Genomic DNA, 24,121 nt, shown 5'->3' with positions numbered 1-24,121 from the left:
AAAACAACTATGTTGAAATCGATTATCGTCTTTATTTGTGTTTTATTTTTAACTTACTTTTGTTACTCATATTTTAGTCAACAAGCGACTAACTCTATTGATCTGCCAGATGTCGTGTCTACAACAAGCTCTGAGCCTCAAACCACATCAAATAGTATACCGAATACAAGTGATGAGATAATCGCAGAAGTAACCAATGATATTAAATTAAACACTCGTGTAGTCACCGAGGTTAATGAAGATTTCTTCAACCAATTTACCCATTTGAACAAAAATCATTTTCAGAGTTCTGAACAGTTAACGTCAGGCTTTATAAATGAAGATGGTGAGGTGTCTAAAGCGGCTCTAGAGGATACATTTAAAGCGAGTAATTTTGACGAGTTTATTGAACAAGTTGATTCTATAGAAAAATCAGAAAATGCAGCAATACGTGAAGCCACTTTAGCTCAAAGTTTATATCAGTTAGAAGATATTCAAGTTTATTCTGAACGTTATTCTTGCGCTGGAAAAATTTGTTTAGTGTCTTTTAACTTTGATGGTAATGATGAAAACACTGCTGAATTGTCTAAATTTACTGCCAACTATTCCTTTACCAATATCATTGAAGGTGAAAATGGTGCTAAGCAATTTAAAGCCGTTTACATTGAAACAGATGACCCATCGACGCTCAGTCTAAGTTACTAATAATGATATTAAGTTAAATGGTTTATGTGCAGCAGGAATGCTGCACTTGATGATGAAGGCTTAACGTTATGCCCTTGTCTGTGACTGTATCAGGTCAATATCAGACAAATGCCAGTGCAAATAACGTTATCTACTGCGGCGTACCAGCACTGTTCAAATCCATTTTATACACAGGTGCAGGGATCATCTCTGAGGTGATATAAATACTCTGGCCGTCCTGGCTAAACGCTACCGCTTCGGCTTGTTTTATTGCCGGCAGAGCAATCTGTTGTGGCGCTGTAGAAAACAAGCTTAACCAATCACCGGGTTGAGTGCGGCTAAAATAAAACGCGTGGGTGTAGGTTAATACCACTACCGACAAGCCATCTGCAGAGATATCCATCGCGGTGGGGTTTCCGGCAAAGCCTGCCCAGGTATAAATACTGACATAATCGAGTACCGCGGTAGGTAAAGGCGCGATTTCACCTAGCCTTTGGGCTTGCTGCTTAATCATTTGAGTAGATGAGTTATTTGATCCACTTTGTAGCGTTGGTGCAATTAAAGGCAGCTCATACAATACGGGTGGTGTATCACGTTTGGTCAGTAACAGTATTTTACCTTTTACACTGTCCACCGCGACTGACTCACAATCTCGAGCCCCATCTGGGTAAGTAAATGTCATGCTCCAAACCGGGGTTGCCGACAGGTTTTTTTGGCCATTGAGCAGGCTTAAATCGGGCTCTTTGATCAAATGTAACTGATACTGCGATCGCCTTGCCTGATTATCACCCACATCGGCGATCAATAAATACGATTCGCCTTGATAAACAAACGAGGCGATATCTTCCCAATCGGTATTCTTTACACCGGTAATATTGAGTGTGGCTAACTGCTGCCCCTGGGTATCGATAGCAAAAATCCTTGCTGTATCACCGCTGTCGTTGTGCACCCACAATATTTGATCATTAATCCGCGATACCGCTAGGCCGCTGGCTTCGTCAATTGACGGCGCTGTAATGCTGCCCGACTGGCTCATACCGGTAGGCATTGCGCAGGCACTGGTTGATAACGCTAAGATTAAATATACAAACACAGAAATACGCTTAAACATAATGATGAGTTACTCGAGCAGCCGCTGGAAAAAGTAGAGGTATATTAACAATATTGATTTAAAAAAGATTGGTAAAACATATCCCTAGAAAAAACGCTAAAATGATAATAAATAGAATGAAAAAGGCCACTTTCTTTGTTCCGAAGAAAGTGGCCATGCACGTTTTTAGTGATTGAAATGATGAGTAAAAATCACTAAAAACCAGTACTCGTTTTAATCTTATTTATTCACGTCTTTAGTACTCATAGCTAAACTGTAAAGTGTATTCTGTGCCAGGGTCTTTGGCATACACTTGGTAGTCTTGCTGCTCGTACTCGGTGGTTTCACCTAAAATATTCTTCGCTTTCAACTTAATCGTTGTGCTGGTTGTTGGGAAGAATGTATAAGTAAAGTCCAGGCTATGAAATGGCTTTTCATATACGTCATCTAGGCCACCACGTCCGCCATAAGCAATACGCTCGCCAAACACGTTATACACTAAGGTCGCGCTGTGATAACTGTCGGATGAGTCGTAGCTCAATTGCACGTTAGCCACCCATTGTGAATGCCCTGTCATGCGGCGTGTTTGATTTGTTGGGTCGATTTCACCGTTAGGAGCGATATCAATCTCAGAGTCTCCTACCGTTAAGTTACCGGCAACAAAAAAGTCTTCCCAAATGCTGCCATCACTGCCTAGAAATTCAAGTTCTTGCAAAAACTCAGTTTCGACACCGTAAATGTAACCCGACTCGGCGTTATAAAACTTAAGCTGGCGACCCGCTTCTGAAATACGCTGGATTGGCTCAATCGGCGCGTCAACGTCCTTGTAGAATGCACCCACGCTGAAGTTGTTGCCCGAGTCTGAGTAGTATTCCCAACGTAAATCGAGGTTTAGAATATCTGAGCTTTCTAACTCTGGATTACCAAAGAAATCAAACCCTGTGACCGGATCTTGAAAGCGCACTGGCGAGACTTCACGTAAGTCAGGACGCACGATGGTTTTACTCGCACCTAAACGCCATTGCGTGGTGTCGGTTTGTTTCCAGGTTAATGATAACGATGGGAACCAACCGTCTTCGGCAATCACATAATCAGCTAAGTCGTAACGTCCGCCTTCGTCTGAAATCTCACCATCGGGGTCAATTGGTAATGTTACACGGCGAAAGTCTTCGTAACGCAAACCAGCATATAGGCGCCATACATCGTCAAAGTCGATATCCATACTGATAAATGCGGCATCGTTTTTCTCGGCAGCAATGTAATCTTCAGTGTCGGTAGACGCATCTTTAAGTTCTAAATCTAGCGTGTCGTTGCTGATGTTGCTGTCTGAGAATATCTCATCAAAATCACCGGCTAAAATATTACCGTTTGCATCGGTTGGGCTTAAATCAACATCTAAACCTAAACGCGTGGCATAGCTTTCGCGGGTGCGCTCAAAGTACTCATAGCCAGCGGTAAGCTTAACAATTGCATCATCGAGATTGATTGGGTAACTCAGATCCCAGCCGTAGTTGATGCTGTCGTCGTTGAGGCGGCTATAAACGTATTTTGGCGCATCTTGAGTATTAAGATTACGCGACAAAAGCTCGTTGTTGTCGTCTAGCACTACGTTATAAGTGTACGACACTTCATTAGGTGCGTAACGTTCAGAACGGGCGTCAGAATACTTCCAGTTAAACTCGGCATCATTTAAGTCTTCAATAAAATGATGGCCTTTAATCTGGTTGCTGATCAGCGATCGCTCTTCATAATCGATATTATAAACTTGCAACGCATTTGGCTCGCCAAGAGTATCGATGGTTTCTTCAATACCGAGCGACACATCATCTGAGGTGTCTTGCAGGTAGGTAGTGAAGGTTTCGATTTTGTGGTTGTAGCCAATTTCTAATCCTAGATTAAGCATGCCCGACACTTGCACAATAGAGTCGGTGCCCACGGTGTCTTTTTGGTTTTCAATTTGCACCTGGCTGCTGTCGCCGTCTAACTCAACTTCACGCTTGGTGTAGTTTTCGGCTTGTTTTTTATAAGACACTGCCGACAATGCACCAAAAATAATGTCGTCGCTAATGTCCCAACGATCGCCAATGGCAATGTCGCCACGTACCGCAGGATCGGTACTTTGATTTTGTATCGTCATATCGCGATATAAGCCTAGGGCCAGGTCGCGGTTAATTTTTTGTGCTGCAGGGTAGTTAATCGCCCCGTTTGAGCCACTTACGATATCAATTGGGCTAATGCCACCATATTGATTAATGGTGTCATTAATTGTGCTCGGCATGCTGCGGGTGCCATCATCCTGGCCGGTCCAATCATCGCCGCCGCCATTGTAGGTGTAGCTGTCGTCTGAGTCGTTAGTATTGTAACGGCCGCCCACTGAGGCTTTAAAAAAAAAGTCTGACGGAATAGATTTAGTGCGAATATCGACATGTCCGCCACCAAATGCGGCAGGCGAATTAGCTGACGCTGATTTTTGCACCGACAACGATTCGATGATCGATGCAGGGAACATATCTAAAGGCACAACATTGCGTGTTGGGTCTGGCGAGGGCACGGTAGCCCCGTTTAATGAGGTGCTTGAATAACGCTCACCTAAACCACGCACATAAATAAATTTACCATCTTTAAGGGTTAAACCTGTCACACGACGCAGCGCGGCGGCGGCATCACCGTCACCGGTTCTTGAAATTTGTTCTGAGCCCATAATATCGGCCACAGCAATTTGTTCGCGACGTTCTTCAGTGGCTTCTGAGGCTGAGCTGCGTAAACGCCCGGTCACTGAAATAACCTCAATTGGCTCAATTGGAATCACTTCACCTGGGTCACGAGCGGGTGTCGGTTCTTGCGAGTATACGGGGGTAGCTGTTAATAACGTTGCCGCAGAAATCACAGAGAGAATGGCAAGGCTTAACTTATTAACGGTAAAACTCGGCTTGGTTTTCATACTTATACTATCCTGTATGCGGTTCAGAGATAGCCGCCCTTGCGAGCGGCTATTAATAGGTCACTGATTCATACCCAATCAACTTGAAGATACGTTTTTCAGGTTGTTTGGGTATAGATTATCAAGGTGATTACTGTGGCTCAAAAGCCCAACCTTGACGCCAGTCAGTCTGGCCATCGAATGCACCAATAAAGTTGGTTGATTCGAAGAAGCTGTCATCAATACTTAAGTCCTTACCTGTACCGAGTAGCGTTGTATCGCTTGCTGCTGGCATGCCGTCGGTAATGCTCACCACTGATGTTGAGTTACCTTCTTGGCCCATAAACCAGGTTTCAGTATCAATGTCGGTAGTACCTGATGTCTTGAATGGCTCGTTACAATCGATGATTGAGTGAGTCATCATTAGCGAACCGTCATTAACGTTATCCACCAGGCTCGACACCGAACCGTCAAGCTCTAAACACTCGCCTGATTCTGTCTCTGCTGTGCTGCCTTTACGACCTTGTACCAGAATGTTGTAAAGCTCACCTGCTGTACCGACACGCAGTAAGATACCTTCGCCGTTATCGCCGCTAGCATTTGGCGTATCAACACCCGGTAAAATCGTGAAGTTAGCAAGCTTTGGAGCAGACACCGGTGTTGCCGCTGCGCCTGAGCTATTGCTGTCGGCTTCGATACCACGGTTTGCATTGCCATCTTCATGGGTGATGTACACAAACTGCGCTTTACCGGTCCAACCGTTAGTCCAGTCTAATGAATCGTCAAAGTTTTCAGTTAGGTACACATATTTAAGGTTAACTGCACCACCCCAAAACTCTACGCCATCATCGCCATTAGCATGCACTTGAATGTGGTCAACTTGCGTACCACTGCCCACTGCTGCAAACGAGATACCGTTCATTTCTTGCGTATCGTTCACTTTAAATCCGGCATACTTAACAACCACGTAACTGATTTGGCCGCTGTTATCGGCATTGTCGTTACCGCCATAAGGGAAGTCACCGACTTCGAACGAAGCATCACATGCGTTTTTATCTGGGCATGTATTGGTTAAGCCTTTGCCTAAAATAACCAAACCACCCCACTGACCACGGTCAGCGGTTGCACCGGCAATCACATCTTCTTCAGACGTCATCACAATAGGATAGTCAGCGCTGCCTTGAGCCATGATTTTAGACCCACGGCTTACGGCAATATAGCTGTTAGACGTCGCAAATAACTTAGCACCTGCTTGAATAGCAAGGGTTGCTGATGTGCCTTTGTCTTCACCTACCAGCACTGCGCCGCCATCAATTTTGTACATCACGTTTTGACCGGCAAGCAGTGTGGTGTTGCTTAACACGTTGCCTTCAAGCGTACAGATTAAGGTCACAGATGCGTCTTTATATAAACCCGCTACCGCGTCAGATGCCGTAGTGCCCACTGGGCAAGAGGTCATCACTGGGAGCTCGGCAGGAGTAGTATCAACATCGTCATGAATGGCGGTAGTCCAACCGGTTGTCCAGTCATTTGTGCCATCAAAGGCACCAATGTATTCGGCATTATCTAAACGTGCATCAAGGTTGCTTAAGTCAGCTTTACCGCCAGTTAATGCAACCGATGATGAATTAGGCATGTAGTCAGTTAAATCAGAAGCGCCTACCAGGTTGCCATCCTGGCCGTTAAACCAGGCTTCAACATCTAATGCCAACGTCGTGCCAGCTGCAGCGTCGACTTTGGCATTTTTAAAGGGTTCAACACAGTCAATTAAGCTGTTTTGCATGGTTAACTGTGCAGTATTGGCATTGTTAACGGTGGCATCGTCGTTCACTTCTAAACACTCGCCAGAATCCACATCGCCTTTAACTAATACGTTATAGGCGTGAGCGCCAGTACCTTTACGGAATAAAATACCTTCAGCATCGTCACCGCCGCTATTGGTACCGTTAGCCACTTGAATGGTGATGTTAGCCAGTGCAGGTTGCGACATAGGTGATGCCGCTGCATCGCTGTTGCTGTCAGCTTCAATACCACGGTTTGAACCATTGTCAGCCAAACGAATATAAACGTGCTGAGCACTGCCTTGCCAACCGTTGGTCCAATCTAACGAGTCATCAAAGTTTTCGGTCAGTACCACATTAGAAACCGATACATTTCCGCCCCAAAATTCAAGGCCGTCATCGTTATTTAAATGCACTTGTACATGATCAACTTCAGTGCCTGCACCAACACCCGCAAAGCTGATGCCGTTCATTTCCTGGGTATCGTTAATTTTAAAACCACCAAACTCAACGCGCACATACTTGATTGAACCAGAGTTATCTTCGGTGTCATTACCGCCGTAGCTGTAATTACCGACTTCAAATGATGCCGCACAGTTGGTTAAATCAGGACAGGTATTCACCGGCGCATTACCCAGTAAGACTAAACCGCCCCATTGACCGGCCTTACCTTCTTCACCTAAACCAGCTTCAACCGAGGTAAACACGATAGGTGCAGTGGCTGTACCTTCGGCCATGATTTTTGAGCCACGGCTAATCACTAAATAAGAATCGCTGCCGCCTAATAGTTTAGTACCAGGTAAAATCGATAATTCAACTGAGTTTGCGTTGTCGCCACCAGCAACGACTGCGCCGTCTAATTGCCATACCACATCATTACCTAACACAATTTTGTCGCCATCTTGGCCGCCAGTGCTAATGGTTGATGCTGCTGCAGAAGGCGCGAGTGTGCCTTTTAATACCCAAACTTCTTTACCATCAACCGTTGTCGCGCTTTTTGTCGCAAAGCCGCTGTAAGATAATTCTTGAGCACTCTGGGTTGGTGTTGTTGGCGTAGTCGGTGTGGTAGGTGTTGTGGTTTCATTTCCAGTGCTGATATTGATATCACCACCACAACCCGCTAGACCTAGCGTGGCAGCAAGGGCTGTAGAAAGAGCAGTCAGTTTAAAAATATTTTTCAGTTCCATTGTCATCTCCGAAGACGGACGTAAGCGTGTGAGTTAGTTGGCTGGATGACAAGCTAACGTGCAAAAATGACAAAAAGACTGCGCAAAAATGACAGTAACATTTCAATAACATTGCAGAAATATGCAAATCCAATATCCATGCGGCTTAGGGGGTATTTAGCGCGGAATAAAATCTTAACAAAAAAGACAAAATAATAACGTTGCTTGAATCTTAGCAACAAAAATAAGCTTTAGATCATACTTGCGTAGAGGGTCCATAAACCAAACGCTATGGCTGCCAGGCCTGCGGGCTTAAACCAACTCACACATTGTTTTGCGGCGGTTACAGCAAACTTTTTATGGTGTTTTTCTGCCATAAAAACTAACACAATAGCAACTATAAACAACAGGTTACCAATAAACTCAAATACAAGTGGGTACGCAGTGTTGTGTGCGTCTAATAACAAGGCTGCACCAATAGCTAAGCGCGAGAGGATTTCAAAATAATGGAAGTAGCGTTTGCGACTAAAGACAATAATCGCATCAGCAAATGCGACTGGTTTAAGGAGCATAAACAGTCCAAAACAGCAGATGCTAACACCCCAAATACTGATTAATATGGCCATGTTAAGCCTGTAAAATAATGCTCATACAATATATTAGCACCGAAAAAATGTAATAAAAATGTTAATCTCTATAAGTGAGTTTTGACGACGAGACTTAATTGACCCGTTTGTTCGATTAGGTTGCTAAATAAGTTGTTTATGAGTCAATATCACTAGCAGAATACGTTAAAATAAACAGAGAACATCAGCGGTTATATCCACAACACTCTTAATAAAGTTAAACAGCAACTCACTGACAAGGTATGAATAAATATTAATAAATGCTCATAAAACCAGTTTAGGCTAATTTAATGCTAAAATAGCCATAATACACAGCCTTACCTGCCTATGGAGTGCCAATATGCCACCAGATATTATTATATTCGGAATATCAATCCTTATTGCAATAGGCATTTTACTCCATCACCCATCTAAAACATTAGGTTTACCATCATTATTGATTTTTATGGGCGTTGGCCTGGCTTTTGGTAATGGTGAATTTGGTTTTGTTTACGACAACCTTCAGCTCACATCTACTATTGGTACTGTCGCGCTAAACACTATCGTCTTTGTTGGCGGTCTCAATACCCCGATGAAACATATTCGCTTTGCCTGGAAAGAAGGCGGCATGTTGTCGAGCGCGGGCGTCATCTTTACCACGGTGATTTTTGGCTTTATATTGAATGCGTTACTCGATTTTGATCTCATTACTTGCATGCTGTTTGCCGCGGTAGTGTCATCAACCGATGCGGCGGCGGTATTTTCCATATTAGAGTCTAAAAAGCTTAAATTAAAACACGGTACTGGCACTATTTTAGAATTCGAATCGGCCACCAACGACCCCATCGCCTTGCTCATGGTTATCATGCTCACCGACTTTATTATCAATAGCGCTAACGGCACGCCAACGGCGTTATCTATCGCCACAAGCCTAGGTCAGCAAATTGGTGTCGGCGCGGTCATCGGCCTCATTATGGGTAAATTGTCGGTTTGGGCACTAAACAACATCAAACTGCCAGAATTTGGACTTATCCCGGTGTTTATCCTGGCGACATTTGCCATTACCGTTTCCAGCACTGAAATTTTAGGCGGTAACGAGTTAATTGCGGTGTACATTGCAGGTGTCATTATTGGTAACTATTTAAAGAAAGGTGCAGAGGTCAGTAAGCATTTCTTTAATGGTATATCTTGGCTAGCACAGTCGTTGATGTTTATTATTTTAGGGCTACAGATATTTCCGCAACAATTAATGCCGGTATTCACTATCTCATTATTGCCTGCAATACTGCTTATTCTAGTCGCTCGGCCATTAGCGGTGCAGTTATGTTACTTACCTTTTAGGCAAGCAAGTTGGCGTAAACGCTTGTTTGTATCAATGATTGGATTAAAAGGCGCGACACCGATTGTATTTGCACTTATTCCAGCCGCCGCGGGAGTTGAAGGCGCGCGAGAAATGATCCACATGGTGTTTTTCATCGTGCTAATTTCGGTCATTGTTCAAGGAGCGGCCATTGAGCCGCTGGCGAATAAATTGAAGTTAAACTTAAAGCCTAAAAAGCCTGATTTGTAAAAATGATTCAATGCCCCATAGCAATGAGGCATTGAATCATTTTCAGTATCTTTGTTATTCGTTATTTTACCGTGATTCTCTCGACTGATTTCTCAGGTTGATGGATCACATAATCTAACTGTACTTGTAGGCCTTTAAACCCAGTTGCAGAAGGTTGATACTTCCATTGCTTAAGGGCTTCAACAGCCGAAGTATCAAACACCCCTATAGGTGAAGCCTTAATCACATTCACATTAGCTACACTGCCTGCTGGATTAATATCAAACGACATTTGTACGTAACCATTTACCCCTTCTTTAGCAGCATTAATCGGATAAGTAGGTTCAATTCTAATGACTGGTAACGCCATGTCGCTCGTTGTATTGGCAATATTCACTTGACCACCGGCATGGACCTGTTGATTAAACATAAAGGCACTCACACCGATAGCCAATGTCATACCAATCAATACTAAGGTGCTTTTTCCATGTTGTTTTTTCATCTGTAAAATCCTCTCTTTTAAGATAGTTTTGTCCCCATAATGGGTATGTAACATGCTTAATGGTGCATGTTGTGAATAGGCCAATAACGTGTTGCTATAGGCAATTTTAGAATGGGCTTCCATGTGGGCTGTCACTTGCGCATCACAAGACAATTCTTGATCGTGTCTAAATCGACGGTATGCCAACCACATCAATGGATTAAACCAAAACAGCACCGTCAAACCATAAGCCAAAATATTGCTCCACACATCGCCACGTTGATAGTGATAAACCTCGTGTTGAAGAATGGCCTGCTGCTGGCTTTCATCGAGTAATGTAAAGCTCGTTGGCACTAAAATACTGGGAGCAAATATTCCTGCTAGCATTGGTGATTCAATATCTGGATGGACTAATACATTGAGCTTTACTGAAGGAATATCTAGCTGACGTCCACGCTGGATGAGTTGCTGTAACCAACCGTATTCCATCACGATATTAGCGACTATTACCGTCACGACGATACCGTAGAGATATGGCAGGTATAACTGGTCAAATAAGCCTGCCGACAATGCAACCGTGTCGGTCGCAAACACGTAGTATTGCTGCATTATTACCGACGTATTATTACTGGAAAATCCGTTAAATATCGAGGGTAATAGCATTTGTAATACATCGGCAAACATGAATACTGGCACTATGATCCACATAAAATAGGTGTAGTGTGCGCCTAGTTTAGACAGTAAAAGACGGTGCGAAACCAATAACACCATACACACTACGCTCAGTGAAATGGTTTGTTCCATAAACCAATTAATCATCACTTTTGCTCCTTTTTCCAGTCATCAAGTAAGGTTTGCAGTTCAGCAACATCGTCAGCAGACAACTTATTTTTTTGAGCAAAACCAGCCACCAATGGAGTTAATTTACCTGCAAACATACGTTCAACAAACGACAGAGATTCTTTCAGCGTATATTCTTGCTCGGCAATTAATGGTGAGTAATGGTAAACCCGCCCTTGTTTTTCAAAGCTCACAGCTTGTTTTTTAACTAAGCGATTGAGCAAGGTTTTAACCGTTTTTTCATGCATATCGTGACTATGTTCTAAGGCATCCACAATCTCACTTGAGGTCAATGGCGACTGCTGCCAAAGCTGCTGCAGCACGACTAATTCACTATTGCTGATTTCTTTCATGTGATACCGCTCATTTGTTGTTAGAACTTGTTTGGCCAAAAAATGGATTACAAATGTAATCCATTTACTTAAATTACAACTGTAATCTTAAATAAGCAAGGTTTATTTTTAAGCAATTTACGAATAAAAATGAAAAAGCCTAATTAGATGATTAGGCTTAAGATTGAACTTTTATCTAACTAACAGGCTTTATATTGATCGTTACGTCGATGAGCGTTTATCGTTATACAACCACTGATAAACCGTCGGCAACACCAGTAAAGTCAAAGCCGTTGAGCTAAACAAGCCGCCAATGATCACCACCGCTAATGGTTGTTGAATTTCACTGCCCACACCAGATGATAACAAGATAGGTATTAGCCCCAATGCAGAGGTGAGTGCTGTCATTAACACCGGACGTAACCGCCCTACCGTACCTTGATAAACACTGTCGTACAGGCTTTCATCTGATGATTGCCTGCGCTGGTTAATCGAGTCCACCAGCACCACACCATTCAACACCGCAACACCAAACAAGGTGATAAAGCCGATTGAACTAGGCACCGACAAATAAGTGCCAGTGCCATATAAAGCCACCACGCCGCCGATTAATGCCAATGGCACGTTAGCCATAATCAATGCCACCTGTTTGAGTGACCCAAACGAGAAATACAACAATAAACCAATAAGTGCGATAGAAATGGGCACCACCAACATTAGCCTTTGTTGCGCCCGTTGCTGGTTTTCATATTGGCCGCCCACCACAACCGTATAGCCCGCAGGTAACTCCGCTTGCGGCACAATGGCATAAATATCGTTGACCACCGAACCCATATCACGCCCCGATACGTTGGCTTGCACCACCACTCGGCGCTGTACATCGTCACGACGAATATTCGGCGGCGCCATTTCAATCACCACATCAGCGAGATCGCCCAAGCGTACAATCGCGCCATTGGCACCACTGAGCAGTAAGTCTTCAATCACATCTGGCGCATTACGATATTGCGCTGCTAATCGCAGGTTAATGTCGTAACGGGCGTTACCATCAATCACTTGGCCTGCACTGTTGCCACCAATACCTTGAGTCACCAAACTCATGACTTCATCGACGCTAATACCATAGCGGGCAAGGACTTCACGTTTAGGCCGCACCACTAGCTGAGCTTCACCGCTGACTTGCTCTAGCGACACATCAACCGCACCAGGAATGGCAGCGACTAAATCGGTTAACACCTGACCTTTTTCCGACAATATGCTCAAATCTGGACCAAATATCTTAATCGCTAACTGCGCTTTAACGCCCGATAACAACTCATCGACTCGAGTCGCTATCGGTTGTGAAAAGGTTAACAATAATCCTGGAAATATCGAAAGCCGTTGCTCCATCAAACGCTGTAGCTCAAAGCGCGAGCTTGCCGATGTCCATTGCTCTATAGGCTTAAGACCAATATATATTTCAATATTACTCACAGGTTCAGGGTCGCCGCCAAGTTCGGGAGCCCCGATTCGACTTAACGCATATTCGACCTCGGGAAACTCCAGCAGCATGGCTTCAATTTTAGGCGCTACATTAATCGAAGTGGCCAAACTGGCTGTAGGCGCAAGTGTCACCCGTAAATTAATCGTGCCCTCTTCTAATTCTGGCACAAATTCGGTACCGAGTTTTGGCAATAACAGCATGCTTGCAGCAAACAAAACAACTGCCGCTAACATCACCGATTTAGGGCTTGATAGCACCAGTGTCAGTACTCGTCGATAGACTGCATCAATGGGGGCCAACACTTTGCTTTGACGCACTACAATACCGCGTTTAAACAGAAATACCGCCAATGCAGGCACCGCAAATAACGCCACCACTAATGCAGCCATCATCGCTAGAATAATGCTCACAGCCATAGGTTGAAATAACTTACCTTCAACGCCTTCAAGGGCAAATAACGGCATAAATACTACGATGATAATCGCTGTTGCAAAGAAGATAGGGCTGCACACTTCTTTTGCCGCCAGCATGATCCTAATCGCCATGCTTTGGGTTTGAGATTCTGACTCACTATCTACATCACTATCAACATGAGCTTCAGTAGATTGGTTGGCGCCAGTTTCGCCGCTGACATGTTTAAAGATGTTTTCGACCATCACCACTGAACCATCAACTAGCATACCGATCGCGACAACAAGACCACCTAAAGACATTAAATTAGCCGACATGCCATAGTAAGACATGATCAATAGCGCGATCCCGATTGACACTGGGATCGACAGTAATACCAACAATGTCGCCCGTATATTGACCAGAAACAACGCCAAAATAATCACGATAAATCCAAAGGCCATCAATAGCGCTTCAACCACTGTCGAGACCGCTTTATCGACTAAATCCGCCTGGTCGTAAAATACCTCAAATGACACGCCTTTTGGCAAGGATTGCTCAATTAAACTAATACGTGAATTGATGTCATCAATGGTGGCTTTGGTATTGGCGCCCATGCGTTTAAGCACAACGCCTGCAACCACTTCACCTAGCGCTTGTAAATCGGATGACGAGCCATTATCAGCAGTCTGCCTTCGCGACATGGTCACTGCGCCTACTCTGATTTCGCTACCAAATGCCACGGTGGCAATGTCAGCCACTCGAATTGGCGTGCCTTTGATTTCGGTTAACGGTATATCGGCAATGGCTTGTAAACCTGCGTCGCCAGCGGGCAACAAACCATAACCACGAACCACTAATTGCTCTTGGCCTTGGTCCATAAACCAACCACCAGCATTACGGTTATTACTTTCCAATGCTTGGCTAACTTGGGTCATCGACAAGCCATAACTGCGCAGTTTATTGGGGTCAACTTGCACTTGGTATTGCAACACCTCGCCGCCAAATGACAGCACTTCAGTCACCCCACTCACAGGCATTAAGATCAGCTTCACTAAATAGTCATTTAAGCTCCGCAGCTCAGATGCGCTGATATTGGTTTCGGGTTCCGCCCGTAAAATGTATTGATAAATTTGCCCTAAACCTGAGGTGTTTGGACCAATTTCAGGTATGCCGACACCCGCAGGAATCGACTCTTTTGCAGCTTGCAGTTGTTCAAACACTTGCTGACGTGCAAAATAAATATCGGTTCCGTCGGCAAACACCACAGTCACTAACGATAAGCCCGTACGCGATAATGAACGCACCTCGGTCACCGCCGGTAATGCATACATTGCCGATTCGACAGGATAGCTAATCAGCTTCTCAACCTCTTCTGCCGCCAAACCTTCAGCTTCAGTATTAATGGTCACCTGCACATTGGTGACATCCGGAAACGCATCTAGATTTAACTTAGGTAACATGAATACCGATGCCACCACAGTGACCAGTAATCCAAGTAACACCAATAACCGCTTTTCAACGGCAATCTCAATTAATTTATATAACATTATGATGCCTTAGCGCTTAGTGGTTATGGATATCAAAGCCAGATTTGGCTTGCTCAGATGCTAAGAAAAAAGCACCAGATACAACAACGCGAGTTTGTGGTGTTAAACCACGAATAAAACTCAGTCCGCGTTGACGCTCAACCACAGAAACCTCTACTGCACTAAATCCACCGTCTTGCTCTATGAACACCTGCCAATCACCATCACCACCGCGTGTTAACGCCGCATCTGGCACAATAAATCCAAGCGGCTCAGCCCCTTGATTTGCTGCAAGGTATAATTCGGCAAACTCGCCAGCATGTAAGTCATGGCCTGGGTTTGCCATACGCACTAATACTTGCTCAGTGCGGGTTTGCGAGTTAATTTCATGCGAACGCCCAATAATGACCCCCTCTCGAGTACGGCTTCCCACTCGCACCAAAACATCGGTGCCCATGTTGACTTGATCTGCTTGTAATGGCGTCAGTTCTGCCTCTACCCACAAATACGATTCATCGGTCAGTTGCATCAAAGATGTGCCCGCGGTTAGCACTTGTCCTAACGTGGCAATATCTTGCTGAACCCGACCATTTATGGGAGCCAATAACTGAAACTGACCAATTGAACTTGGCGATGTTGCTAGCTCGGCTATCTGTTTTGTGGACATCATTACCGACTGTAAAATGGCCCGTTTAAGCTCTGCGTTGACTTCGGTTTGCATCCGCTGGCTGGCACTAATGGTGCCTTGGCTCATGCGCTTTATGCGATCCCACTCCATCGCAGCATTAACGTAATCGGCTTGCGCCGCAGCAATATCCGCCCCGCCGATAGTCAATAATGGTTGGCCTTTTTGCACCTGTTGCCCTGGCACCACATGGCGCTTAAGTACCTGCATATCTAATTGCGGCGCTATGGTGATGGTTTTGTCTTTATCAACAACCAGCTGAGCGGTAGCTACAGCCTGTAAATTAAACGCGGTCGCACTTAACTGTGCCACTTCCACTCCCGCGAGTTGGCGCTGCTCTGCACTTAAGGTTAACAACGACTCTTGATGATCGGCCTCTGTTGATTCACTGCTGGCTTGCACAGCCGAACTAGACAGTGCAAATAATGATAACAATAACGCTGCACTGAACAATAATGCCCGCGAAACGCTAGAGTTAGTGCGGTCATATTGTCGAATGCTTGACGGAGAGATGAGCTGAGTGCATGGCGCAACATTAAACTGAGCACGACTCACTAAATGGCTCAATATAGCGTTGGCATTTAATGCTGCCAATAAAGGTAGTGCTGGGACTGATTTGATTTTCATGGTTAATCCTAAAAACAATCTAGACCGTCGACAATAAATATCAACGGAAATAGGCTTAGCCACCGTCATTCGAGCGAGATATTACGACATGATGGAATGCAAAAAAGCATTCATTAGCACAATAACAGCGAATATAGAGGTGAAGCTAAACAGTAAAAACGTGTTTTAAAGGGATTAAACGATAGGAGGGCGATAAGTAGGGAAAGACTCAGGAGGTAAATAGTTAAGTTTGGTATCGGCAAAAAGGTCATGAAAATGTTCACTAACAACATTATCGTTAAGCTTAGCAAGTGCCACATGACCACCATGACACTGACAATCTAAACAGACATCAACTTGCTCAACATCGGTAACATTGTCAGCATGCTGATGATCATCATTTACCGAATGCAGTAATGAACCGTCAAGTGCACAAGCACAATCGACACACTCAACAAGGCTTATCACTTCGGTAGTAAACTGAAGATGTGGATGGTTATTTTGCTCTTCGCTGCTGTTACCCGCGTGTAATTGATGCGCACCTAAATTGGCACCCACAAATTGCAGTAGAACTAAAGCAATCAATAATTTGGCTATGTTAGCCATAAAAGGCAAAACGGTATGACTCAACCACCCACTCCTAAACGATATTATTTAAATACGCAGTGCTTAGCGTAATCAGCTGCTTCATTGGCAGTCCAATCACCACTTTCTTTTTCTTTCATTTGCTTACACCAAGCATCGCTGCCTACTTCAGGTGCACAAGCGGTAAGGCTAAGAGTTAATAACAATGCGCTTGAAGCGGCAACTAATTTTGATAAAGACATAAATAAGCTATCCTTTTCTAATAAATATTCGGAATTTGTTGACCCTTTTCGGTACCAGCAAACCATAAACTAACACTTTGAACGTTTAGCAATCCACGCAATAGCATCTTGTTTTTGCGATAATGGAAACCATGCTACCTCACCTTGCATAAATGGTCCCATTAAACGTACAGCATTACCCACCCAATCTGGGCCGCCAACAAACACTAGCGCATCAAAAGCAGGTAATTGCACTTCACCACTGCCGGTTAATGAACCAAAATCCCAGCCTTCAAGCAATACGTCGGCTTCGATATACAAACACACCTGGTCCCAATCTTTACGATAGGCACGAATAGCAGGTTGTAAACGGGTACGGTAATCTGGCGCAGATAAGCGACCACTGACAAATAAACTAATGACACCCTTGGTAATATCGGGGATTTGACACAACATAACGCTAACTCCAGCCTGATCATCAGGCGATAGAACAGGCTTTATACGCTGATGCTATCGTGTAAAGCAATAATGGCGCTTATGATAGCAAAACTCTGCAATTGATTTCATTAAATATGTAATAACTCAGAGCGCAGTCAGAGTTTTACTGGTGTCGTGGCGAGTTAACGCTAAGACTCATAAATGGCCACCGCTGAAATACATGCCCTATTACGGTATAATGACCTGATATTGAATAAATTTAAGGGGACTTCCTCAACAGAATGATACAAATTACTCAACGAGTCATATTGCAAGACAACGAAATTGAATGGCAGTTTGTTCGCTCAAGTGGCGCTGGCGGTCAAAATGTTAATAAGGTATCAACAGCGGCCCAGCTTAGCTTTGATATTGCGTCATCGTCATTGCCTGAATTTTATCAACAAAAGCTATTAGCAAAGGCCGATCACCGCATTACCAAAAGCGGAAAGATCATCATTAAGTGTCAGCAATCACGTAGCCAGGATTTTAATCGCCAAACCGCGTTAGAACAATTTATTGAGCTGGTAAAAAGTGTCGGCATTGTACAAAAGAAGCGTATACCGACCAAAGCGACCAAAGGCAGCCAAACAAGACGGATAGAAACCAAAAAGCAGCGTGGTGCCACCAAAGCCATGCGCCAAAATAAAACCGGCTACTAATGCATATTTAGCCGTGAGATGAACATTTTTAGGTTTACCACGCGCGCATCTTCAGTAAGAATGGACTCACTCGCTTATCGCCCACAACACAGGAAGTCCCATGAGCAGCACAGCCAAAGTTTTAGTGATTAACGGCCCTAATCTAAATTTGCTTGGCCGTCGCGAGCCGGGTCACTATGGCCATCAAACCTTAGCCACTATTGTGAGCGATTTAACCGATGCCGCAAACCAGGTTGGTGTCACGTTAGAGCACATTCAATCGAACGCTGAATACCAGCTTATTGATGCGATTCATGCAACCGATGCCCAGTTTATTATCATCAATCCTGCTGCATTTACCCACACCAGTGTAGCCCTGCGTGACGCGATACTCGGCGTTGCCATTCCGTTTATTGAAGTGCATTTATCCAATGTGCATGCGCGCGAACCTTTTAGACACCATTCGTATTTTTCAGACAAAGCCCAAGGGGTTATTTGCGGCCTAGGCGCACAAGGCTATGACTTTGCCCTGCAAGCGGCCATTAAGTACCTAAAAGAGCACAGCAAAGGTTAATCTGATTTGAGTAAGCTAAAAGCCGAAGTCAGCATTATTTATAGCGGCATATTCAGTCAATGGAATAGCGAGAGCGATGACTTGCCACGTTTTTTAGAGGCTACAGTTCACGTTCCCGCCGTTATTGATACTGAGTTTGGCTTTATTGCTCGGATCAAAAAAGCCAAAAACCAGGTGTTGACTTACTGCATATATCATCCTGATATTCCAGACGACAATGGCAATGTGAGACCACCGTTTGATGGAACGGTTTATATCAAAGAAAATGATTGGCGCTTTTACTTGGGTGATTGCATTTGGGCTCCAGTGAGTAATAAGCAGGGTAACTGGCGAATGACCTTAGAGCTCAATGGCAAAATTGTTGCCGATAAAACCTTTAAGGTATATCTCCCCGAATAAAGTGAAGCGTTATCGTTAATCTCGCTACCACATTCAAGGTGATTATTTGCTATACTCCGCGCAAAATTGCCCCGCCATTATCGAGTGCCCATGTCTATTCAAGCTGTTTTAACTGATGCGTTAGTGAAACGCGCTGCTTTTTTTGAGCACGCTAAGCAACATAACACCGATTGTTATCGGGTATTTCATGGCACTGTAGAAGGCGAAAATGGCCTCAATATTGACCGTTACGGCGATGCGTGGCTAATCCAAACATTTCACCAGACATTATCAGACGAGCAACTGGCAGAGATTTCAAGTGTGCTGACCGCTCATGCTGACTTTCATATCGTTTACAACGATCGCTCAGGCAGCCACTCGCGAGTCGCCAACGCTGGCGTAAACGAAGCCCAGGATTACGCCCAAACCGAACAAGTTATCCGTGAAAACGGCATTCTGTTTACCTCTAAGCTACGCCACGAAGGTCAAGACCCGCTGTTATTTTTAGACATGCGCATTGGTCGTGAATATGTGTGTGACAACAGTAATGGTAAAACCGTGCTCAACCTGTTTTCGTACACTTGTGGCATTGGTATTGCCGCAGCCATGGGCGGCGCGCGTAAAGTGATGAATGTCGATTTTTCATCATTTGCATTAGCAGCAGGGCAAAAAAATGCCGAGTTAAACAAGGTCACAGATGTGTGTGAGTTTGTGCAAAGCGATGCGTTTCCGGCGCTGCGTCAATTAGCGGGTTTACCGGTTGGCGGACGTCGCAATCAAAAACTGCCTAAATACCCAAAACTGCGGGCCATGCAATTTGATTTAGTGTTTTTAGACCCACCACGCTTTGCTAAAAGCGCCTTTGGCATTGTTGATTTAGTGAATGATTACCAGGGGTTATTTAAACCCGCAGTGCTCACCACTAAAGCTGGTGGTAAAATTGTGTGTTGTAATAATGTCGCCAAAGTGGATCGTCAGGCATGGTATGACAGCCTGGTGCGCTGCGTTGAAAAACAGGGCCGTAAAGTCACTGCAACACAGTGGTTAGACTGCCATCAAGACTTCCCTGCATTTGATGATAATCACCCATTAAAAATTGTCGTGCTGACGATAGATTAATCGACAGTCTATCGACTATTGACGACAAACAATTCAGCCACCCAAAAGGTGGCTTAATTGTTTTGGGTAACCCAAAAGCTGGCTTACGAGATTTGTGGATTACCCACGGCACTCGTTGCGCTGTAATTACGCGCATCTAAACTCGTAAAGCTTTTGTCTAAAATGGTATCCACGTATTGCCAATCACTGCGTACTGCATCAGCTGTGAAAGTCAGTAATAAATAACCGCGATCTTTTAAGTTAGCGTATTTAAGGTCGCTAATTAAGCCCACGATGGCTGCTTCGGTTGCAGGCATCTCAGCATCAGACAAACCTAAGTAATACTCGAGCCCAGGTGACGATACTGAGCTGGTAGCAAATTCAACACCCACGACACTTCCGTTGGTGTCTGTTAACTCACTTGCCCAGGCATTATGGGTGTCGCCCGCAATTACCACTAAATTATGATTTAACGATTTGGCGGTCGCGTAAATCACTTCACGCTCGTAGGCGTAACCGTCCCACGCGTCTAAATTGTACGGAATCGATGGCAATTGTAATAACGCCATCACCTCTGGGGTCAGCTTATCTTGATTAGCTTGTAGGTACGCCAGTTGTTCTGCCGTTAATGTGCTGTCCCCAGCTTGTGCTCGCCCTGCCAATTGGGCAATGCCGGCCAGCTCAGCAAATTGTGGAATACTCATTTGCTGAGTTGCAATGGCGGCGGGCATTAACATTTTACCCATTAACACCTGTTGTCCTAATACCTGCCATTTAGCTGTACTCTGCAACAAGGTTTGTTGTAGCCACAATAGTTGTGTTTGCCCAAGTAGCGTGCGATTGGTGTCGGTGACCGCAGCCAAAAACGTGTCGCTGTTAAACGAACCGGTAGCAGGGTCAATGTAGTCGCCGTATTCTAATTGTTTATCGCGACCCAGCACACGAGTATCGAGCATGTGCAAATCAACCAAGTTACCGAAATTAAAACTTCTGTAGATTTCTTCATGATTACCTTCGCTCCAGGGGCGGATTGGCAGCCACTCAAAATAAGCTTGCAAGGCAGCGGCTTTGCGCTCATCAAAATCACCTTCACCGTCGTTATGATTTTCTGCGCCGTCTTTCCAGGTGTCATTGGCAACTTCATGGTCGTCCCACACCGTAATAAACGGCACTTTGGCATGCAGCTTTTGTAAACTGGCATCGCTTCGGTATTGGCTATAACGAGTACGGTAATCGGCTAATAGAAACAGCTCACCTTCAGGTAAAACTTCACGACCTAATGCGGCAGCATTTTCGCTGGCATATTCACCACGAGCATACTCATATAGGTAATCCCCTAAATGCACCACTGCATCTAAATCATCTTGCTGAGCGGCCATTTCGTACACATTGAAATAACCTGCAGGGAAATTAGCACACGACATTACCGCAAGCTTAACCGAATCAACACTGCCCTGTGGTAAAGTGCGAGTTTGCCCCACCTCCGATACGTTTTCGCCTGCTTTGAAGCGATAAAAATATTGTTGGCCGGCCACTAATCCCACCGCATCAATTTTAACGGTGTAGTCACGGCTGTCATTGGTGACGGTTTGGCCATTTGTGACCAAATCAGTAAAGTCACTGTTTGTTGCGACCTCCCATGACACCGTAATATCGCCTTGTGTATCTGGAGTGACGCGCGTCCATAAGATCACGGCATCTGTTGCCGGGTCACCACTGGCAACACCTTGTAAAAACTGGCCAGAAATAACATCGTCATCATCACTATTACAGCCCATTAAACCGTAAGACACCACAACAGCACCGACACCTTTGGCCGACATAGCCAAAAAATCACGACGAGTTACAAACCGTTTCATAAATATATCCTTATTTTTATTGTTCACATGCGGCTATGTCAGTCATAGCCAAAGAGGTCTAATGAGTGGCTATTGTGAAAGTAAACGATGACATTACAGTGACAAAACCATGACAAGCCCACCTTGCCTGCCCCTGTTAACGATTTGCAAATAATGCCTATTCATACGCGGCTTTTTAACGTGAGGCTAACTGGCTTATATATTAAATTGTACACAATGTAGTTGCATTTTAATTTTCGCTTAGTTATAGTGAACACAATTAGATTGTGCACAACCTAAATCGCACACAACTTAAAATAGTTTACTTATACACGAGGTTTATTATGTCAACGTTATACACCACTTCAGCAACAGCATTAGCCGGCCGTAATGGTCAAGTTTCTACCGACGACAAAAAAGTCGACTTACAATTAAGTTACCCAAAAGAAATGGGCGGCAGCGGCGAGTTTACTAACCCAGAACAATTGTTTGCCGCAGGTTATGCCGCATGTTTCTCAAACGCAATATTGCACGTTGCTAGCCAAGGAAAAGTGGCTATCAAAGCGGCACCAACCACAGCAACAGTAGGCATTGGCCCTAACGAGAATGGCGGATTTGCACTTACAGTCGCCCTTGCTGTTGAACTTGATTTAGACCAGGAAGCAGCAGAAAAGCTGGTTAAAACCGCACACCAAGTTTGCCCATATTCAAATGCAGTACGTGGCAACATTGATGTGAAATTAACCGTTAATGGCCAAGCAATTTAAGCTGTCTGAGTTAATTCCAGTGGTTTAAAAACAAGAAAACCAGGACATTTATTTGTCTTGGTTTTTTGTTATTTATCGTTCAGATTATTTAACCTGAGTTCGGGATAAGGGATGAATTTATGTTATTTAAAATCAACATGTATCCCGAGCTCAAGTTACTTATCTTTAAGCATATTAAGCTTAGCTAAATAGTTGCGCTTACTGGCAGGCATGTCAGTTAACGCTATCGCCTGTTGTAAAATATCTTGCGCCTTTTTATGCTGTCCTAAACCAACGTGAGCCCGGGCAAGCGCATAGTATGCAGGATGAAAATACGGCGCACTGTCGATAAACTTTTCTAAAAATATAACGGTAGTCTTATAATCTTTAAACTCGAGCGCTTCAATACCTAAACTGTAATAGCTGTATGGGTTACTCGACTCTATTGCTAACAAATGTTGATTAATGTTCTGTGCTTCAGCGGTTCTATTTTGCAATTCCAACAACAAACGATAATTGCTTAATACACTGATCGAATTTGTATTAATGGCTAAGGCGTAGCGATACAGTTTTTCAGCCGTGTGTTCATCGCCTAAACGACGGTGAGTAATGGCCATCATATTGATTAATGCTTCGTAATCTGGGGCCAGCGTTAACCCTTTATTCAGCAGTAAAAACGCTTGTTGATATTGCTTTTCGAGCATGGCGTCTGCCGCCAAATTACGATAAAACATTGCCAGAAATTGCTTCTCCGATACGATTGCGCCCGTTCTATCAAAGCGATCGGGGAAATAATCAATCACCGTCGCCACGCTACCACTCAAAAAGTGCCCATCAGGTTTTTCATCATACAAAAATGTGCGTACATGGTCTGAAGTGACAAGAATATCAGACGTAATATTGGTCAGTATTGGCGCGGCATGCACTACTTGAAACACAGTATGCACGTTAAGCTCTTTTGCTACCGAATAGGTTAATAGTGCCAACGCCATACAGTTACCAGACTGGTTTTCCCAAGATTCTGTACTGGTATAATTTTGCCCTTCGTAATTAAAATTCATCATTTTATAATTGATAAATTCGGCTACTTTTAATCGATCTGGTAATGCTTTAATACTGTCCCTCAAGACAAAAGCGGCTAACTCATCTCGCTGCGATAAGGTTAAATACGTTAAGCTTGAGGTGGCTGGCACATCATTAACCAGCTCAGCTGACACCAATGAATAATTAAACGAAGGCAAAGCCGTTGATTGTTGGTCGTTAGCAGGATGCAGTGAACAAGCACTTAATAAACTCATCAGTAGGCACAACATAATATTGCGCCAACTGAATAGCAGATGACTTGATAAGGGCATTAACAACATTCCATGTAGTTGATTCATTGCTTAAATATGAAGCAAATGTCTCTACATGGCAAGACAGCCTATTTTGACTAAGCAGTAATCA

Annotated in this window: 20 protein-coding genes; 7 read left to right on the top strand and 13 right to left on the bottom strand. The window is 44.2% G+C overall.

The genetic code is table 11. From position 1 onward, the window contains the following. Positions 1 to 9 precede the first annotated feature (9 nt). Positions 10 to 684: a hypothetical protein gene (locus GQA99_RS17350; RefSeq protein ID WP_160056037.1), complete on the top strand. Its 675-nt coding sequence runs from the start codon at positions 10 to 12 to the stop codon at positions 682 to 684. Between the two features lie 130 nt (positions 685 to 814). On the opposite strand, the gene GQA99_RS17345 is transcribed toward GQA99_RS17350, so the two are convergent. The 4 genes from GQA99_RS17345 to GQA99_RS17330 all read right to left on the bottom strand — a co-directional run bounded on the left by GQA99_RS17345 (position 815) and on the right by GQA99_RS17330 (position 8,192). After that, on the bottom strand, positions 815 to 1,774 hold the full coding sequence (locus GQA99_RS17345; RefSeq protein WP_160056035.1) for a hypothetical protein: 960 nt from the start codon (positions 1,772 to 1,774) through the stop codon (positions 815 to 817). 235 nt (positions 1,775 to 2,009) lie between these two features. Continuing rightward, a complete protein-coding gene (locus GQA99_RS17340; RefSeq protein WP_160056033.1) occupies positions 2,010 to 4,694 on the bottom strand; it encodes a TonB-dependent receptor domain-containing protein in 2,685 nt (894 codons plus the stop codon). A gap of 130 nt (positions 4,695 to 4,824) precedes the next feature. After that, positions 4,825 to 7,641, bottom strand: coding sequence for a beta-helix domain-containing protein (locus tag GQA99_RS17335; RefSeq protein ID WP_160056031.1), 2,817 nt, complete (start codon positions 7,639 to 7,641; stop codon positions 4,825 to 4,827). 230 nt (positions 7,642 to 7,871) lie between these two features. After that, positions 7,872 to 8,192, bottom strand: a complete 321-nt coding sequence (locus GQA99_RS17330) for a hypothetical protein (protein ID WP_160056029.1) — start codon at positions 8,190 to 8,192, stop codon at positions 7,872 to 7,874. 394 nt (positions 8,193 to 8,586) lie between these two features. Between GQA99_RS17330 and GQA99_RS17325 the strand changes: the two genes are divergently transcribed. Then, positions 8,587 to 9,795: a potassium/proton antiporter gene (locus tag GQA99_RS17325; RefSeq protein WP_160056027.1), complete on the top strand. Its 1,209-nt coding sequence runs from the start codon at positions 8,587 to 8,589 to the stop codon at positions 9,793 to 9,795. Between the two features lie 61 nt (positions 9,796 to 9,856). On the opposite strand, the gene GQA99_RS17320 is transcribed toward GQA99_RS17325, so the two are convergent. The 7 genes from GQA99_RS17320 to GQA99_RS17290 form a co-directional block, all read right to left on the bottom strand. Next, positions 9,857 to 11,074: a M56 family metallopeptidase gene (locus GQA99_RS17320; protein ID WP_160056025.1), complete on the bottom strand. Its 1,218-nt coding sequence runs from the start codon at positions 11,072 to 11,074 to the stop codon at positions 9,857 to 9,859. After that, positions 11,074 to 11,448 (bottom strand): BlaI/MecI/CopY family transcriptional regulator, encoded by a 375-nt coding sequence (locus GQA99_RS17315; protein ID WP_160056023.1) that lies wholly within the window; start codon positions 11,446 to 11,448, stop codon positions 11,074 to 11,076. Before GQA99_RS17315 ends, GQA99_RS17320 begins: the two co-directional genes overlap by 1 nt. 201 nt (positions 11,449 to 11,649) lie before the next feature. Further along, positions 11,650 to 14,850, bottom strand: coding sequence for an efflux RND transporter permease subunit (locus GQA99_RS17310; protein WP_160056021.1), 3,201 nt, complete (start codon positions 14,848 to 14,850; stop codon positions 11,650 to 11,652). Between the two features lie 16 nt (positions 14,851 to 14,866). Next, positions 14,867 to 16,141 carry an efflux RND transporter periplasmic adaptor subunit gene (locus tag GQA99_RS17305; protein ID WP_229785945.1) on the bottom strand — a complete coding sequence of 425 codons (1,275 nt, stop codon included), beginning with the start codon at positions 16,139 to 16,141 and terminating at the stop codon, positions 14,867 to 14,869. A 174-nt stretch (positions 16,142 to 16,315) separates the two neighbouring features. Further along, a complete protein-coding gene (locus GQA99_RS17300; RefSeq protein ID WP_160056062.1) occupies positions 16,316 to 16,726 on the bottom strand; it encodes a hypothetical protein in 411 nt (136 codons plus the stop codon). Positions 16,727 to 16,770: 44 nt separating this feature from the next. Further along, positions 16,771 to 16,947, bottom strand: coding sequence for a DUF3012 domain-containing protein (locus GQA99_RS17295; protein WP_160056019.1), 177 nt, complete (start codon positions 16,945 to 16,947; stop codon positions 16,771 to 16,773). 69 nt (positions 16,948 to 17,016) lie between these two features. Then, positions 17,017 to 17,382 carry a SpoIIAA family protein gene (locus tag GQA99_RS17290; protein WP_160056017.1) on the bottom strand — a complete coding sequence of 122 codons (366 nt, stop codon included), beginning with the start codon at positions 17,380 to 17,382 and terminating at the stop codon, positions 17,017 to 17,019. 263 nt (positions 17,383 to 17,645) lie between these two features. On the opposite strand from GQA99_RS17290, the gene arfB reads away from it, so the two are divergent. The 4 genes from arfB (at position 17,646) to GQA99_RS17270 (ending at position 20,112) form a co-directional block, all read left to right on the top strand. After that, positions 17,646 to 18,062: an alternative ribosome rescue aminoacyl-tRNA hydrolase ArfB gene (gene arfB, locus GQA99_RS17285; protein ID WP_160056015.1), complete on the top strand. Its 417-nt coding sequence runs from the start codon at positions 17,646 to 17,648 to the stop codon at positions 18,060 to 18,062. Positions 18,063 to 18,162: 100 nt separating this feature from the next. Further along, positions 18,163 to 18,615: a type II 3-dehydroquinate dehydratase gene (aroQ, locus tag GQA99_RS17280; RefSeq protein WP_160056013.1), complete on the top strand. Its 453-nt coding sequence runs from the start codon at positions 18,163 to 18,165 to the stop codon at positions 18,613 to 18,615. Between the two features lie 6 nt (positions 18,616 to 18,621). After that, the gene (locus GQA99_RS17275) at positions 18,622 to 19,014 is read left to right on the top strand and encodes a DUF3859 domain-containing protein (RefSeq protein ID WP_160056011.1); all 393 of its coding nucleotides are present in this window, start codon (positions 18,622 to 18,624) and stop codon (positions 19,012 to 19,014) included. Positions 19,015 to 19,104: 90 nt separating this feature from the next. Beyond that, positions 19,105 to 20,112 carry a class I SAM-dependent rRNA methyltransferase gene (locus tag GQA99_RS17270; protein ID WP_160056009.1) on the top strand — a complete coding sequence of 336 codons (1,008 nt, stop codon included), beginning with the start codon at positions 19,105 to 19,107 and terminating at the stop codon, positions 20,110 to 20,112. 83 nt (positions 20,113 to 20,195) lie between these two features. Here GQA99_RS17270 and GQA99_RS17265 read toward each other — a convergent pair whose 3' ends face one another. Continuing rightward, positions 20,196 to 21,950: an alkaline phosphatase D family protein gene (locus tag GQA99_RS17265; protein WP_160056007.1), complete on the bottom strand. Its 1,755-nt coding sequence runs from the start codon at positions 21,948 to 21,950 to the stop codon at positions 20,196 to 20,198. Between the two features lie 323 nt (positions 21,951 to 22,273). Between GQA99_RS17265 and ohr the strand changes: the two genes are divergently transcribed. Next, entirely contained in the window at positions 22,274 to 22,696 is a 423-nt protein-coding gene (gene ohr / locus GQA99_RS17260) for an organic hydroperoxide reductase Ohr (protein ID WP_160056005.1), read from the top strand. 155 nt (positions 22,697 to 22,851) lie between these two features. Here ohr and GQA99_RS17255 read toward each other — a convergent pair whose 3' ends face one another. Continuing rightward, positions 22,852 to 24,030 carry a tetratricopeptide repeat protein gene (locus tag GQA99_RS17255; protein ID WP_160056003.1) on the bottom strand — a complete coding sequence of 393 codons (1,179 nt, stop codon included), beginning with the start codon at positions 24,028 to 24,030 and terminating at the stop codon, positions 22,852 to 22,854. Positions 24,031 to 24,121 lie beyond the last annotated feature (91 nt).

The organism is Shewanella litoralis (assembly GCF_009828585.1).
GTDB lineage: Bacteria > Pseudomonadota > Gammaproteobacteria > Enterobacterales > Shewanellaceae > Shewanella > Shewanella litoralis.
This window is presented reverse-complemented; position numbering and strand designations above follow the sequence as displayed.

Excerpts from the sequence above, each read along its gene's own strand:
- GQA99_RS17350 (WP_160056037.1), top strand. The coding sequence starts at position 10 with ATGTTGAAATCGATTATCGTCTTTATTTGTGTTTTATTTTTAACTTAC.
- GQA99_RS17345 (WP_160056035.1), bottom strand. The coding sequence starts at position 1,774 with ATGTTTAAGCGTATTTCTGTGTTTGTATATTTAATCTTAGCGTTATCA.
- GQA99_RS17340 (WP_160056033.1), bottom strand. The coding sequence starts at position 4,694 with ATGAAAACCAAGCCGAGTTTTACCGTTAATAAGTTAAGCCTTGCCATT.
- GQA99_RS17335 (WP_160056031.1), bottom strand. The coding sequence starts at position 7,641 with ATGGAACTGAAAAATATTTTTAAACTGACTGCTCTTTCTACAGCCCTT.
- GQA99_RS17330 (WP_160056029.1), bottom strand. The coding sequence starts at position 8,192 with ATGCTCCTTAAACCAGTCGCATTTGCTGATGCGATTATTGTCTTTAGT.
- GQA99_RS17325 (WP_160056027.1), top strand. The coding sequence starts at position 8,587 with ATGCCACCAGATATTATTATATTCGGAATATCAATCCTTATTGCAATA.
- GQA99_RS17320 (WP_160056025.1), bottom strand. The coding sequence starts at position 11,074 with ATGATTAATTGGTTTATGGAACAAACCATTTCACTGAGCGTAGTGTGT.
- GQA99_RS17315 (WP_160056023.1), bottom strand. The coding sequence starts at position 11,448 with ATGAAAGAAATCAGCAATAGTGAATTAGTCGTGCTGCAGCAGCTTTGG.
- GQA99_RS17310 (WP_160056021.1), bottom strand. The coding sequence starts at position 14,850 with ATGTTATATAAATTAATTGAGATTGCCGTTGAAAAGCGGTTATTGGTG.
- GQA99_RS17305 (WP_229785945.1), bottom strand. The coding sequence starts at position 16,141 with ATGAAAATCAAATCAGTCCCAGCACTACCTTTATTGGCAGCATTAAAT.
- GQA99_RS17300 (WP_160056062.1), bottom strand. The coding sequence starts at position 16,726 with ATGGCTAACATAGCCAAATTATTGATTGCTTTAGTTCTACTGCAATTT.
- GQA99_RS17295 (WP_160056019.1), bottom strand. The coding sequence starts at position 16,947 with ATGTCTTTATCAAAATTAGTTGCCGCTTCAAGCGCATTGTTATTAACT.
- GQA99_RS17290 (WP_160056017.1), bottom strand. The coding sequence starts at position 17,382 with ATGTTGTGTCAAATCCCCGATATTACCAAGGGTGTCATTAGTTTATTT.
- arfB (WP_160056015.1), top strand. The coding sequence starts at position 17,646 with ATGATACAAATTACTCAACGAGTCATATTGCAAGACAACGAAATTGAA.
- aroQ (WP_160056013.1), top strand. The coding sequence starts at position 18,163 with ATGAGCAGCACAGCCAAAGTTTTAGTGATTAACGGCCCTAATCTAAAT.
- GQA99_RS17270 (WP_160056009.1), top strand. The coding sequence starts at position 19,105 with ATGTCTATTCAAGCTGTTTTAACTGATGCGTTAGTGAAACGCGCTGCT.
- GQA99_RS17265 (WP_160056007.1), bottom strand. The coding sequence starts at position 21,950 with ATGAAACGGTTTGTAACTCGTCGTGATTTTTTGGCTATGTCGGCCAAA.
- ohr (WP_160056005.1), top strand. The coding sequence starts at position 22,274 with ATGTCAACGTTATACACCACTTCAGCAACAGCATTAGCCGGCCGTAAT.
- GQA99_RS17255 (WP_160056003.1), bottom strand. The coding sequence starts at position 24,030 with ATGCCCTTATCAAGTCATCTGCTATTCAGTTGGCGCAATATTATGTTG.